The 13,574-nt window shown below is 65.4% G+C and carries 9 protein-coding genes; 3 read left to right on the top strand and 6 right to left on the bottom strand.

Going from position 1 to position 13,574, the window contains the following annotated elements; genetic code table 11:
* Positions 1-6 precede the first annotated feature (6 nt).
* Together PG898_RS11495 and PG898_RS11490 are read left to right on the top strand one after the other, a co-directional pair.
* Entirely contained in the window at positions 7-3,135 is a 3,129-nt protein-coding gene (locus PG898_RS11495) for an efflux RND transporter permease subunit (protein ID WP_226172114.1), read from the top strand.
* A gap of 58 nt (positions 3,136-3,193) precedes the next feature.
* Positions 3,194-3,556 (top strand): copper-binding protein, encoded by a 363-nt coding sequence (locus PG898_RS11490; RefSeq protein WP_270824194.1) that lies wholly within the window; start codon positions 3,194-3,196, stop codon positions 3,554-3,556.
* 69 nt (positions 3,557-3,625) lie between these two features.
* Here PG898_RS11490 and PG898_RS11485 read toward each other — a convergent pair whose 3' ends face one another.
* Together PG898_RS11485 and PG898_RS11480 are read right to left on the bottom strand one after the other, a co-directional pair.
* Positions 3,626-5,320 (bottom strand): pyridoxal phosphate-dependent decarboxylase family protein, encoded by a 1,695-nt coding sequence (locus tag PG898_RS11485; protein ID WP_270824195.1) that lies wholly within the window; start codon positions 5,318-5,320, stop codon positions 3,626-3,628.
* A gap of 173 nt (positions 5,321-5,493) precedes the next feature.
* Complete coding sequence (locus tag PG898_RS11480) at positions 5,494-6,510, bottom strand: lipoate--protein ligase A (RefSeq protein WP_226172110.1); 1,017 nt, start codon at positions 6,508-6,510, stop codon at positions 5,494-5,496.
* Between the two features lie 355 nt (positions 6,511-6,865).
* On the opposite strand from PG898_RS11480, the gene PG898_RS11475 reads away from it, so the two are divergent.
* The gene (locus tag PG898_RS11475; RefSeq protein ID WP_226172108.1) at positions 6,866-9,322 is read left to right on the top strand and encodes a diguanylate cyclase domain-containing protein; all 2,457 of its coding nucleotides are present in this window, start codon (positions 6,866-6,868) and stop codon (positions 9,320-9,322) included.
* Here the strand turns inward: PG898_RS11475 and PG898_RS11470 are convergent.
* The 4 genes from PG898_RS11470 to PG898_RS11455 are packed head-to-tail and all read right to left on the bottom strand — an operon-like array spanning position 9,319 to position 13,554.
* The gene (locus tag PG898_RS11470) at positions 9,319-10,518 is read right to left on the bottom strand and encodes an ABC transporter permease (protein WP_043132527.1); all 1,200 of its coding nucleotides are present in this window, start codon (positions 10,516-10,518) and stop codon (positions 9,319-9,321) included. The two genes, PG898_RS11475 and PG898_RS11470, sit on opposite strands and share 4 nt — an antisense overlap.
* On the bottom strand, positions 10,518-11,732 hold the full coding sequence (locus PG898_RS11465) for an ABC transporter permease (RefSeq protein WP_043132518.1): 1,215 nt from the start codon (positions 11,730-11,732) through the stop codon (positions 10,518-10,520). The genes PG898_RS11470 and PG898_RS11465 overlap by 1 nt, the downstream gene beginning before the upstream one ends.
* Positions 11,733-12,422, bottom strand: coding sequence for an ABC transporter ATP-binding protein (locus PG898_RS11460; RefSeq protein ID WP_043132516.1), 690 nt, complete (start codon positions 12,420-12,422; stop codon positions 11,733-11,735).
* Positions 12,415-13,554 carry an efflux RND transporter periplasmic adaptor subunit gene (locus PG898_RS11455; RefSeq protein WP_043132514.1) on the bottom strand — a complete coding sequence of 380 codons (1,140 nt, stop codon included), beginning with the start codon at positions 13,552-13,554 and terminating at the stop codon, positions 12,415-12,417. The genes PG898_RS11460 and PG898_RS11455 overlap by 8 nt, the downstream gene beginning before the upstream one ends.
* Positions 13,555-13,574 lie beyond the last annotated feature (20 nt).

The following is a 13,574-nucleotide window of genomic DNA, read 5'->3' as shown; positions in this document are numbered from 1 at the left end:
CCAATCATGATCCCGTCGATTATTCGCTGGTCCGTGGGCAACCGCTTTCTGGTGCTGCTGCTGACCGTCATGCTCACAGCCTGGGGGCTCTGGTCGGTCAAGCAGACCCCGGTGGACGCCCTGCCGGATCTCTCCGACGTGCAGGTGATCATCAAGACGGCCTACCCGGGCCAGGCGCCCCAGGTGGTGGAGGATCAGGTGACCTACCCGCTCACCACCGCCATGCTGGCGGTGCCGGGGGCCACCACGGTACGCGGCTACTCCTTCTTCGGCGACTCCTTCGTCTATGTGCTGTTTGACGACAACACCGACCTCTACTGGGCCCGCGCCCGGGTGCTGGAGTATTTGAGCCAGGTTGCGCCCAACCTGCCCGCCTCCGCCCGCCCCCAGCTCGGCCCCGATGCTACCGGGGTGGGCTGGGTCTACCAGTACGCGCTGGTGGACAGAACCGGCAAGCACGACTTGAGCGAGCTCACCTCGCTGCAGAACTGGTTGCTCAAGTTCGAGCTGCAGACGGTGGACGGCGTCTCCGAGGTCGCCACCGTGGGCGGCATGGTGCGCCAGTATCAGGTGCGGGTCGATCCCGACAAGCTGCGCGCCTACGGCATCCCGCTCTCCCTTATCGAGACCGCCATCCAGCAGGGCAACCAGGAGACAGGCGCCTCCGTCATCGAGATGGCGGAAGCGGAGTACATGGTGCGCTCCAACGGGTACCTCAAGAGCGTGGAGGATCTGAAGCAGATCCCGCTCGGTACCAATGTGCGCGGCGCCCCGCTGCTGCTGGGTGACGTGGCGGATGTGGTCACCGGCCCCCAGAGTCGACGCGGCGTCGCCGAGCTCAATGGCGAAGGGGAAGTGGTCGGTGGCATCATCGTCATGCGTTTCGGCGAGAACGCCCAGCACACCATAGACGGGGTCAAGAAACGGCTCGCAGAGCTCAAAAGCAGCCTGCCGGAAGGGGTGGAGATCGTCACCGTCTACGATCGATCCGACCTTATCCAGCGCGCCATCGACAACCTCTCCGGCAAGCTGCTGGAGGAGTTCGCGGTGGTGGTGCTGGTCTGCCTCGCCTTCCTGTTCCACCTGCGCTCATCCCTGGTGGTCGTCATCTCCTTGCCCATCGCCATCCTGACCGCCTTCATCGTCATGCACCTGCAGGGGATCAACGCCAACATCATGTCGCTGGGGGGCATCGCCATCGCCATCGGCGCCATGGTGGATGGCGCCATCGTGATGATCGAGAACGTCCACAAGCATATGGAGCGCACCGAGCTGACAGAGAAGAACCGCTGGCAAGTGATCGTCGAGGCGAGCATCGAGGTGGGGCCCGCCATCTTCTTCTCCCTGCTCATCATCACCATCAGCTTTTTGCCGGTGTTCGCGCTGGAGGCGCAGGAGGGGCGGATGTTCCACCCCCTCGCCTACACCAAGACCTACGCCATGGCGGCGGCGGCCGGGCTCGCCATCACGCTGGTGCCGGTGATCATGGGCTACTTCATCCGTGGCAAGGTGCTGGCGGAGCAGGCCAACCCCCTCAACCGCTGGCTAAGCCAGGGCTATGTGCCGCTGCTCAAGGCCGTGCTGGCCCGTCCGAAAACCACGCTGGCCATCGCCGCCGTGGTGACGGTGGCAGGCTTCTGGCCCCTCAAGTACCTGGGCTCGGAGTTCATTCCGCCGCTGGATGAGGGGGACATCATGTATATGCCCACCACCGCGACCAACATCTCGGTGGGCAAGGCGCGGGAGATTTTGCAGCAGACCGACAAGCTCATCCGTACCGTGCCCGAGGTGCAGAACGTGTTCGGCAAGGCGGGGCGTGCCGATTCGGCCACCGACCCCGCCGATCTGGTGATGATGGAGACCAGCATCCAGCTCAAGCCCCGCGACCAGTGGCGCCCCGGCATGACCCCTGAGAAGCTGAAAGAAGAGCTCGACTCCCTGATCCGCTTCCCCGGTCTCACCAACGCCTGGGTGCCCCCCATCAAGACCCGCATCGACATGCTGGCCACCGGCATCAAGACCCCGGTCGGCATCAAGATTGCGGGGCCCGATCTCAAGGTGATCCAGCAGCTCGGCCAACAGCTTGAGCAAGTAGTCGGCAAGGTAGAGGGCGCCTCATCGGTCTACGCCGAGCGGGTAGCAGGCGGCCGCTATGTGAAGGTGGATATCGACCGGCTCAAGGCGGCCCGTTATGGCCTCAATATCGCCGACGTGCAGGCGGTGCTCGCCACCGCAGTGGGTGGCATGGAGGTGGGGCAGACCATCGAGGGGCGCGAGCGCTACCCCATCAACCTGCGCTACCCCCAGAGCTATCGCGATTCGGTGGCCAGCCTGGAGCTGCTGCCGCTGGTCACCCCGAGCGGCGCGCGTATCGCCCTGGCGGACGTGGCCCGGGTCTACATCAGCGACGAGGCCCCCATGCTGCGCAGTGAGAATGCTCGCCTCAACGGCTGGGTCTACGTGGATATTCGCGGCCGCGACATTGGCTCCTTTGTAGCCGAGGCCAAGACCGAGGTGGGTAAGCAGCTGGTGCTGCCGGCGGGCTACGCCCTCACCTGGTCCGGCCAATATGAGTACATGGAACGGGCCAAGGCGCGCCTCGCCTACGTGGTGCCGCTCACGGTCGCCATTATCGTGCTGCTGCTCTATCTGGCGTTTCGTCGCGTTCAGGAGGTGCTGCTCATCCTCACCACCTTGCCGCTGGCGGTGGTGGGCGGGATCTGGACCCTCTGGCTGCTCGACTTCAACCTCTCGGTGGCAGTCGGGGTGGGCTTTATCGCCCTCGCCGGGGTGGCGGTGGAGACCGGCGTCTTGATGCTGGTCTACCTCAACCACGCCTGGGATGACCTCGTGGCCTGCGGCAAGCCGGACCAGGCAGGCCTGCACCGGGCAGTGATCCACGGCGCCGCCCTGCGCCTGCGCCCCAAGATGATGACGGTGGTGACCATCATCGCCGGCCTCTTGCCCATCATGTGGAGCCAGGGCACCGGCTCCGAGGTAATGCAGCGCATCGCCGCCCCCATGATCGGCGGCATGGTGAGCGCGCTGGTGCTGACCCTGCTGGTGCTGCCCGCCGCCTTCTACCTGTGGCGCAGCCGGCACCTGGGAGCGACCGAGCACCAACCCGCCGGCTAACCCGGTGGCTGCGCCCTTTTTAACAACCAAGAATGTGAATAAACGACGAGGAAACACCATGAACTACAAGACACTGACCCTGACCCTGCTGCTTGGTCTCGCCGCTCACACCGGCCTGCAGGCCGAGGAGATGATGAACCATGCCGGCCACGACATGGGCCAGATGAGCCAGATGGAAGGCATGAACGAGATGGGCGAGATGGCGATGACCCAGGGGGTCATCAGCCGCATCGACGCGGCCAACGGCAAGGTAGGCATCAAGCACGAGGCCATCGACAACCTCAAGATGCCGGCCATGACCATGGTGTTTCGGGTGGCCGATCCGGCCCTGCTCCAGGGTCTGAAGGTGGGGGATGCGGTGCGCTTCCACGCCGAGAACCCGGCGGGCAAGCTGACGGTGACCGCCATCCAGCGCCAGTAACGGGGTCACCCCGATAATGAAACGGCGGGCACTGGCCCGCCGTTGCTTTATCTGTGATGTCAGCCCCCTTCAGCCGCGAATATGCTCGATAAAGGCGTCGATCTGTTCGCGGGTGCAGGCCGGGTTCATGAAGACCGCCTTCTCGCCGGCGATGTAGGAGTACTTGCCGCGCTCGTCGTATTCCGAGTGCGCCACCGCCTCCACCCAGTTGGTGTAGAGCCCCACCTTGCCGCGCTGCTTGAACAGGTTGCGGTGGTATTCGGTGTTGCGGGCCAGCCGCGCCTTGTAGGCCGCGTCCGGGCTGCGGGCCAGCTCGAAGGCGAACTCGGCTTCCGGGTCGCTCACCCACTCGGGGTTGTAGATCTTAAAGCCCACGCTCGGCCCCTGGTTCTCCTGGGCCACCAGCTTGACGTTGCCAAGCTGGCTCAATTGGTAGCGGAAGTAGTTGGCGTTTTGCAGGCAGTGAGCCAGCACGGTGCGATAGCCCTCCACCCCCAGGTAGTTGAGCGCCGCATAGGCGCCGAACAGGCCGCTCGCCCCGCGGGAGCACTCGATGGTGGACTGCAGGTGGGTCTGACCCTGGATGTCACGCTCGAAGTAGGAGAAGTTTTCCGGGTCATTCTCCATCGCCTTGAGATCCTCCCGCTCCCTGATCATCACCAGGCTGGAGGTGTAAGGCACATAGCCCCACTTCTGGAAGTCGACGGTGAAGGAGTCGGCGAATTTCAGCTCCGCAAAGCGCGCCACGTTGCGCTCGATCCCGGCCAGCGTCGCGGCGTTGATGGCCAGCGGGTTGGCGGCAAAGTCGTAATCCAGGAAGAAGATCATCGACCAGCCGATGGCGGCATCCACGTGGATGTGGGGCTTGACCGCCACCTCGAACCGCTCACACAGCCGATCCCGCAGGTCCACCACGGGTTTCACCCTATCCACTCCGAAGGTGTCGGTGGTGCCCATGGTGAGCATGATGGTGGGCACCACGTGTTTGAGGGCAAAGCAGGCGGTCAGGGTACGCTCGAGATCCACCAGATCGATGTCGTTGTTCTCGCCGACCTGGATGCGGATGGTCTTGTTCTCGATGTCGACCCCGAGCAGGGAGAGGTTGGTGATGTTGGAGTAGTGACCGCCCTGGGAGTTGATGATGCGGTAGTCCTGATAGTGGCCGAGCCCCTTGTGCTTGGCCTCCGGCAGGCTCTTGCGAATGCCGAGCAGATAGCCATAGAGGTTACAGAAGGTCCCCCCCTGGGTGAAGATGCCGGTGGCGCGGGCCGGGTCGTAACCCGCCAGCAGGGCAATCTGGCGTACCACCTTTTTTTCGAGCTCCTCGGCCACCCCGGCATATTCGGAGTAGACCAGGTTGGGGTTGGCGAGGATCCCCATCTGGGCGCCATAGATGGCGGGATCCGCCGACATGGTGATGACATTCTCGACGCTGGAGGGGTTCTCCCAGTCTTTGGAGAGGGCGCCGGCAAACAGCAGCTCGGTCATGGGTTCACCCGGGGTGCGCATCTGTGCGGGCACCGGCATGGTCTCGCACAAGTCGGCGAGGCGGGCACGGCCATCGGGCCAGGCATTGAGGCGCGCATCCGGGGCCAGGCCACGGGCGCGAAACTCGTTGAGGGTGGCGAAGCCGGGTTCGCGGAACACCGGCCAGAGATCGGGGTTGCGCGAGAAGAAATTGGCTTTGACGGTGGCAAAACGGGCGGAGAAGTCGGGGTGGACGGCGTTGACGCCTTCCTCTTTCAGATAGACAAGATCGTTCATGACAAGACCATTAGTACTGCAAATGTGTCCCGGTTATACCCCCGGGGCGGCACAGGAAACAGCGACAATAACTAATGGTCTGCCCTACTTTTTATCATGACCGCGACAGTCGCGGGCTGACGACAAACCAGCGACGGATGGCTTGCTCCGTTTCGTGATCCGGGTCAAGCGTCTCAGCGTAGCGCCGTCACCAGCCAGGCCTCCAGTTCCGCCAGCTCGTGGGCCCTGGCCGGGAACTCGCTCATCAGCTGGCGCAACAGCACCGCCATCGCCTCGGGTCGGTAGGACGCGCCCACCAGCCGCTCGGCTAGCACATCCAGAGGGGCCGGGTCCAGGCTGTCGCTGAAGATCTGCGCCCGCCCTATCACCCCCTTCTCTACGTCGAAGTGCAGCTCCACCCCGCCCCAGCCGAAGCGCTCGTCCAGCTGATGGCTGAACGCCGGGGCGTGACCGAAGTTCCACTCCCAGCTGCGCTGACGGGCGAAGGTCTCGGCAAAGCCTGGCAGGTCGGGCATCTGTTCGGGGGAGATATGCTCGGGTAGCACCCGCTCACCGTAGTAGCCGAAGAAGGCCTCGACTAGCGCCTCGCTCACCCCTTGATGGTCGATCCCAGGCCGCAGATCGCAGAGGTTCGCGACCCGGCTGCGCACCGAGCTGATCCCCTTGGCCGCCAGCTTCTTGGGGTCGGGATTGAGGTAGTTGGCGAGTCGGCCAAGGTCGGCGTCCAGCAGCAGGGTGCCGTGGTGAAAGCCGCGATCTTGGGTCTCCCGGTAGGCGGAGCCCGACACCTTGCGATCCCCGTCCGGGGTCGCCACCAGCAAATCGTTGCGACCGGAAGCAAAGGCCTCGACCCCGAGCCGCCTCAGCGCATCCAGCACGATGGCGGTGGAGACGCTCTTGTCATAGCCGGGCTTGCCCGCCATGAAGGTGAAGCAGCTGTTGCCAAGGTCGTGAAACACGGCCCCGCCCCCGCTGCTGCGCCGGGCCAGGGTCACGCCGTCCTCTTCCATCCGGCGAGTATTGCACTCCTTCCACGGATTCTGGGCCCGGCCGATCACCACGGTATTGGCGTTGCGCCACAGGAACAGCACCCGCTGGGCGGGATCCATCTGGCGGAAGATGCACTCTTCCACCGCCAGGTTGAACAGGGGATCGTGGGAGTCGGAGACCAGCAGGCGCAGGGAAGACATGGGGGGACCTCATTGGAAAAAGGGGAGACTACCATACCACCGTCCCCACGGGGCGTCCTCTCCTGGCCACAGTGGCAATACGAGGTGGCACAGAAGGCCTGAAGATGCAGCCCAGCAGCAACCGGCGCGATAACAGCCGCAAGGAGGGAGGATGACGGTTTGCCCCCATGACAGGGTCCATGACAAGGTCGGATAAGGCTCAAAAATGTACCATTTCCTCATTGCGCGTGATGAATGACACAAAAATGACTTTTAATGCCACGCATCGTCCCTCTTTATGGGCTTCTCTCCCCTTGCGGATAACCAGAAATTGTTTGACTCTAGCCAGCAGAGCACCTCCCGAGAGAATCGCGGTATGACGGAGTCCGATGCCCCCTGCCAGCGTAGATGCTGGCTCCTGTCCATCTGGGTGGTGATATCCACCCTGATCACGCTTCCCCTCCGAGCAGACGAGCACGTCATAGTGCAACTGCCATGGCAGCATCAGTTCCAGTTTGCCGGCTACTATGCCGCCATCGCCAAGGGCTTTTATCGGGACGCCGGTTTGCGGGTCACCCTGCGCGAGGCAGACCCCCACACCGATGTGATCAACGAGGTGACCACGGGCAGGGCCCAGTTCGGCATCCGCGGCAGCGATCTGCTGCTGGCCCGAGCCGCAGGGCGACCCGTGGTGGTGCTCGCCGCCATGTTGCAGCACTCTCCCCTGGTACTGCTCACCCTGGACAGACCCGATATCCGCACCCCGGCGGACCTGGCCAACAAGCGCCTGATGCTGGAGCCGGGCTCCAACGAGCTGCTGACCTATCTTCACCACTATACGCAGACCAGACAGTGGAACACCCTCCCCTACGAACAGGGCGTGCAGGCGCTGTTGACAGGCAAGGTGGATGCCATCAGTGCCTACAGCTCCACCGAGCCCTTCTATCTGCAACAGAGAGGGATCCCCTATCGGGTCTTCAGCCCGCGCGCCATGGGCTTTGACTTCTACGGGGACAACCTGTTCACCTCCGAACACGAGCTCGTCACCCGTCAGGAGCGGGTCCATGCCTTCCTGCAGGCGAGCCTCAAGGGGTGGCGCTATGCCATGGACCATCCCGAAGAGATGATCGACCTGATCATGGTGCAGTACCCGAGTGGTGCTGGTCGTGAGCGGTTGGCGTTCGAGGCCCGCGAAACCCGGGCGCTGATGCAGCCGGATCTCATCGAGCCTGGCTACATGCAGCAGGAGCGCTGGCAACAGATCGCCAGAACCTATCTGGACGCGGGCATGCTCAAGGCCATGCCCAGCCTGGCCTCCTTCATCTACGACCCGGCCCAGGCCCGCCTGCACCAGCAGCGGCAACTGCTCGACAGGAGCGTGGCGGTGGCCATCCTGATCACCTTCAGCCTGCTGGTGCTGCTCGGCATCTTCCTGTACCTCCATCTGCGGCTGCGCCAGGAGGCGCGGGATCGCCAGCGGCTCACCCGCGAACTGGCCCAGCGCGAGCAGCACTACCGCTTCGTGGCGGAGAACAGCGCCGACGTGATCTGGACCATGGATACCGCCTCCCTGCGCTTTCGTTACGTCAGCCCGGCCATCGGCCCCCTCAGCGGTTATGAACCCGCCGAGCTCTTCACCATGTCCCTCAAGCAACTGTTGCCCGACGAATCCAGAAGGCAGTTGCGCGACGAGATCACCGCCGCCCTGGCCGCCTGGCAACGGGGTGAGCAGGCCCATACCCGCTGCGTCATCCACTCCCAGCTTCGCCACAAGGATGGTCATCTGGTGGCCATCGAGACGATCACCACCTTGCACGGCAACGCCCGGGAGCGGCCGGATGCCATTCTGGGGGTGACCCGGGATGTCACCGAACGGGCGGCCCGGGAGGAGATGATGCGCCGCCTCGCCTTCCATGATCCCCTCACCGGCCTGCCCAATCGCCGCCTGCTGCAACAGCGGCTGAAAGAGAGGCTGCAGCAGGAGCCAGACCGCCCCCTGGCCCTCATCTTCATCGATCTCGATCACTTCAAGCCGATCAACGACACCTTTGGCCACGAGACCGGAGACCGGCTGCTCAAGCTGGTGGCCGAGCGCATGGGTCATTGCGTGCGAGAGGACGACCTGGTGGTGCGGCTCGGCGGCGACGAATTCGTGGTTCTGCTGCCCGATACCGGCGATGGCGCGCTGGCGGTGGCCGACAAGCTGCACCAGAGCCTGCACCATGCATTCCAGATTGAACAGCAGGCGCTGCGCATCTCCAGCAGCATTGGGGTCGCCCTCTATCCGGAACACGGTGCCGACCCGAAGACCCTGATGCACCACGCCGATCAAGCCATGTATCAGGCGAAGAACCAGGGGCGTGGCCGGGTTTGCCTGTTCACGGCCACCTGGGATCCGGCGCAGGGAACCCTGCTGTGGCATCCCGGCCATGCATGCGGCCATCCCCGTATCGATGCCGAGCATCACCGGCTCTTCATGCTGGCCAATCGCCTGCTGGAGCACATGAAGGATCAGGGCGAACAATCCGGGCAGTTTCTGGAGAGTCTGGAGAGCCTGTTCGTGATGACCCGCCAGCACTTTGCCTTCGAGGAGCAGATGCTGGCAGCGTGCGACTACGGGGAGCTCGCCAGCCATCGACTGGATCACCAGAGATTGCTGGACAAGGCCTCCCAGCTGATGACCGCCGCCAGAGCGGGGACGCTCGGCAACGACGAGCTGCTCAACTTCATCATTCAGGAGCTGGTGGTCGGCCACATGAGCCAGGCGGACAGGCGTTATTTCCCGCTGTTCAAGGCTGGCGACCCCCAACAGATTGCAGAGGCCATCCCCTAGTCCCCCCGCAGGGCGACCACGGGGTCGAGGCGCACCGCCCGCAAGGCGGGGGCGACCCCGGCCAGCAGGCCGACCAGAGCACTGCAACCCAGCGCCAGCAGCAGATAGAGAGGATGGAGGGTGAGCGGCAACCCGGCCGCCAGCAAGGCGAGCAGCAGCTTGAGCCCGCCGAGCAGGGCCAGCCCCATGGCCCCGCCCAACAGCGCCAGCACCACGGCTTCGAGCAGAAACAGCAGCAGGATGCGCCGCCGCGGGCAACCCAGCGCCATCAGCAACCCCACCTCGGGGATCCGCTCCTGCTGGGCGATGCTCATGATGCTGAAGATGCCAACCGCCCCGATCAACAGCGAGATGATGCCGAGCCCACCGACCGCCAGCTTGATGATGGAGAGGATCTTGTCGAGGCTGGCCAGCATGTCCTGCTGGGAGGTGAGGGTAAAATCCTCGGCGCCGTGGCGGGCGATCAGCACACGTCGGATCTGGGCGGAGATGTCGGCCTCCGTCTGCCCGGCGCGATAGATGACGTCGATCTCCTGCAACCCCTCCTTGTTGAACAGCGCCTGGGCGTGGGCGGCGGGCAGATAGATCATGTCGTCCAGATCGAAGCCGAGAAACTGCCCCTTGGGCGCCAGCACCCCCGCCACTCGAAAGCGGCGATCACCGGCGCGCAGCAGGCTCCCCGGCCCATCGCCGCCAGGAAACAGTTCCGCCGCCACCTTGGCGCCTAGCACCGCATAGGCGCGGGGCATGGCGCTGTCATCCGCGGGCAGAAAACGCCCCTGCATCAGGGTGAGTCGCCAGCCGGAGAGTGCCGCCGGGCCGGTACCCAGAATGGCGGTGCTGCGGGTCAGTCCGTGGCTGCGCACCTCCCCCTGCCCCTGCACCACAGGAAGCGCCGCTTCTACCCCCGGCAATCTGGCGAGGGCATCGGCATCCTCCAGCAGCAGGGGACGACTGCTGGAGAGGATGCCGGGCGGCCCGCCGGCGGTTTCGGTCTTGCCCGGGGTCACGGCGATCAGCCGGGTGCCAAATTGGGAGAAACTGTCGAGCAGATAGAGCCTGAGCCCCTCGCCGATACCGGTGAGCAGGGTCACCGAGGCAATCCCGATGGCGATGCCCAGCGCCGACAGCAGGCTGCGACTGCGCCCGGCCAGCAGGGCGCGCCAGAGCCAGAACAGCAGATCGGCTGCGCGCATCAGCCACCACTCCATTGCCCGCTGCGCAGGCTGCTGACCGGATCCTGCCGTGCCGCCCGGGAGGCGGGCAGCCAGCTAAAAAACAGCCCGGTCAGCAGGGCCGCCGGCAGGGTACAGAGGGTCGCGAGCAAAGGGACCGCCGCCGGGAAGCTGGGCCAGATCAACCCGGCGATAGCGACCAGGGCATAGCCCAGGGCCGTGCCAAACAGCGCGCCACTGCCGCTGAGCAGCAGCGCCTCCCACAAGAACAGCTGGCGGATCTGGCGACTGTCGGCCCCCAGCGCCTTGAGCAGGCCGATCTCCCCGGTGCGCTGGCGGGTGCTGATCAGCGCCAGATTCATCATCATGATGCCGGACACCAGCAGGCTGATGGCACCGATGCCGGCGACCGCCAGGGTGAGGGTGGCCAGAATGGTGGAGAAGGTGGCCAGCATGGCGTCACGGCGCACCACGGTCACATCGAGCACCCCGTGGCGCGCCTGCATCAGTTGCTCCAGTCGCTTGACCAGCGGGGGCACTGCTTGCCCCGCCAGCGGCTGGATCAGCAGGCGAAACAGCCCCTCGGTATTGAACAGCCGCATGGCGCTGCCCACCGGGATCAGCGCTGCCTCGGCCATGTCCATCCCCAGATTGCTGCTCTGGCTGGTGAAGACTCCCACCACCCGAAAGCGGCGATTGTCAAAACGCAGCCACTGGCCGACCGGCTCGGTCTGACCGAACAGCTCCCGGGCCGCCACGGCCCCGAGCAGGACGACCGGCCTGTCCTCTGTGGCCTCCCCCGGCAACCAGCGGCCGGAGAGCAGTTCCAGCCCGTGGGTATCGCGTAGCCCGTTGCTGCTGCCAAGCAGCATGGTCTGGCGCAACCGCGCCCCCTGCTTGGCCTCGGCAAAGCCCATCACCAGCGGCACCAGCCTGAGCTGGGGTTGATGCTGGCCAAGGTAGTGCATGTCGTCGAGGGTGATCTGCCGCAGGCTGTTGCCGGTGACCGGCGGCAGCCCGCCGGTGGTCTCCTTGCGGCCCGGGAACATCACCAGCAGATCCTTGCCAAGGGAGCTGAACTGGTCGGCGACGTAGCGTCTCGCTCCCTCCCCCAGCGCGGTGAGCAGCAGCACCGAGGTGACGCTCAGGCTGACCGCCAGGATCAGCACCAGCGCCCGTGAACGCTGACGCAATAACGCCACGGCGGCGAAGCGGATGGCATCGGGGCGCCGCATTCAGTCCCCACCGCTGTCGCTGCTGATACGGCCATCGTTCATCAGGATCCGCCTGCCCGCCCGCTCGCCGAGGCGCGGGTCGTGGGTTACCACCACCAGGGTGATCCCCTGCTCGCGGTTGAGCCCCTCGAGCAGGGTGATCACCTCCTCCCCGGAGCGGGAGTCGAGATTGCCGGTGGGCTCGTCCGCCAGGATCAGCCGCGGCGCCATGGCCATGGCCCGGGCGATGGCCACCCGCTGACGCTGACCGCCTGAGAGCTCTGCGGGCCTGTGGTCGGCCCTATTCTCCAGCCCCAGCTCCTCCAGCAGGCGCTGGCTGCGGCGATGGCGCTCGGCGGGGACGACGCCGCACAGCATCAGCGGCAACTCGACGTTTTCACGGGCGGTGAGGCGAGAAACCAGGTGAAACGACTGGAACACGAAGCCGATGCGATGGCCGCGCAGCCGGGCCAGCGCCGGCTCTGGCAGGGTGGCGGTGTCCTCGCCCCCCAGCCAGTAACACCCCTCGTCGGGCCTGTCCAGCAGCCCCAGCACGTTGAGCAGGGTCGACTTGCCCGAACCCGAGGGGCCCATCACCGCCAGATATTCCCCCTCGGCAACCCGCAGAGAAACGCGATCGAGGGCGGCCACTTCGCTCCCCCCCAGGGTGAAACGACGGCTGACGGCTTCGAGGCGAATGAGCTCACTCATCCGCCGGCTCCGTGGCGGCGCTGAAAGGCCCCTCCCCGACAATCTGACTGGGCTGGGCCGCCAGCCGATCACCGGCGGCGAGCCCCTCTGCCACCTCAATCCAGTTCCAGTTCTCCACGCCCCAGCGGGGCAGCACCCGCACCAGCCGCTCCCCCTCCAGCCGCAGCACGCTGCCATCGTCGGCCCGGCTGCTGGCCGCCACCCGCAACACCTCGGTGGCGCGGGTCACCTCGACCTCAAGGTCGGCGCTGTAGCCGATGAGCAAAGGTACGTCGTCGGGCGGAGCGGTGAGCACCGCCTCCACCTCCACGGTGCGAGCCTGCTTCTCCAGCTCCTTCACATAGGGGGCGATACGGGTGACGGTGGCGGCAAAGTCACGCCCAGGCATTGCATCGAGCAGTATCCGGGCGCTCTGGCCCACCTTGAGACGAGCAGCATCCACCTCATCGATGGGGGCGGAGACATAGAGGCAGTTATCGTCGATGAGATCGATGACGGGGGGCATGGCCACCCCGGGGGGCGAGGGAGTCATGTATTCACCCAGCTTGCTGTTGACCTCGGCCACCACACCGGCAAAGGGCGCCTGCAGGCGGCGCTCGCTCAGGCGGGCTTCGACCTGAGCAACCAGCGCCTCGTCGACCCGCTCCTGCTGACGGGATGCCCGGCAGATATAGCGGCGGGTATCGGCCAGGTTCTGGGCCTGCTCGGCCAGGGTGCGGGAGGTGAGGTTCTTGGCCAGCAAGGTGGCCAGCCGATTGGCCTCTCGCTCGTAGTAGGCCGCCTCGCTGCAGCGCTCCTCGCGCTGGGTCTTGCCAAGGGCCTGCTGGGCGAGGGCGCGGCTGAGATCGGCGCGGATATCGTCGCTCCAGAGCGTCAGCAGCAGATCCCCCTTCGCCACCTTGTCCCCGGCCTTGACGGCGATCTGCGCAACCACGCCGCCACCGGGCAGACTGAGCCCGGCCCGCTGGCACGACTTGATGGTGCCGGCCCGAGTGTTGACCACAGTGACCAGCACATCCCCGCGCCCGACCTCAGTCAGCCTGATCGGCGTCGGCTGCGGTCGCCACCACCATGCCACAGCAGCCACCGCTACCACGGCGCCACTTCCCCACCACAGCCAACCTCTCTTCATCGCGCATCCTTTCGCTGTTC

Origin of the sequence: Aeromonas sp. QDB31 (genome assembly GCF_027707605.1) — a bacterium.
In the GTDB taxonomy this organism is placed as follows: Bacteria; Pseudomonadota; Gammaproteobacteria; order Enterobacterales; family Aeromonadaceae; genus Aeromonas; species Aeromonas media.
Note: the sequence above shows the minus strand (reverse complement) of the source record. Positions and strands in the feature narration are given on the sequence as shown.

Coding starts and splice junctions, on each gene's coding strand:
- PG898_RS11495 (WP_226172114.1), top strand. CDS start 7: ATGATCCCGTCGATTATTCGCTGGTCCGTGGGCAACCGCTTTCTGGTG.
- PG898_RS11490 (WP_270824194.1), top strand. CDS start 3,194: ATGAACTACAAGACACTGACCCTGACCCTGCTGCTTGGTCTCGCCGCT.
- PG898_RS11485 (WP_270824195.1), bottom strand. CDS start 5,320: ATGAACGATCTTGTCTATCTGAAAGAGGAAGGCGTCAACGCCGTCCAC.
- PG898_RS11480 (WP_226172110.1), bottom strand. CDS start 6,510: ATGTCTTCCCTGCGCCTGCTGGTCTCCGACTCCCACGATCCCCTGTTC.
- PG898_RS11475 (WP_226172108.1), top strand. CDS start 6,866: ATGACGGAGTCCGATGCCCCCTGCCAGCGTAGATGCTGGCTCCTGTCC.
- PG898_RS11470 (WP_043132527.1), bottom strand. CDS start 10,518: ATGCGCGCAGCCGATCTGCTGTTCTGGCTCTGGCGCGCCCTGCTGGCC.
- PG898_RS11465 (WP_043132518.1), bottom strand. CDS start 11,732: ATGCGGCGCCCCGATGCCATCCGCTTCGCCGCCGTGGCGTTATTGCGT.
- PG898_RS11460 (WP_043132516.1), bottom strand. CDS start 12,422: ATGAGTGAGCTCATTCGCCTCGAAGCCGTCAGCCGTCGTTTCACCCTG.
- PG898_RS11455 (WP_043132514.1), bottom strand. CDS start 13,554: ATGAAGAGAGGTTGGCTGTGGTGGGGAAGTGGCGCCGTGGTAGCGGTG.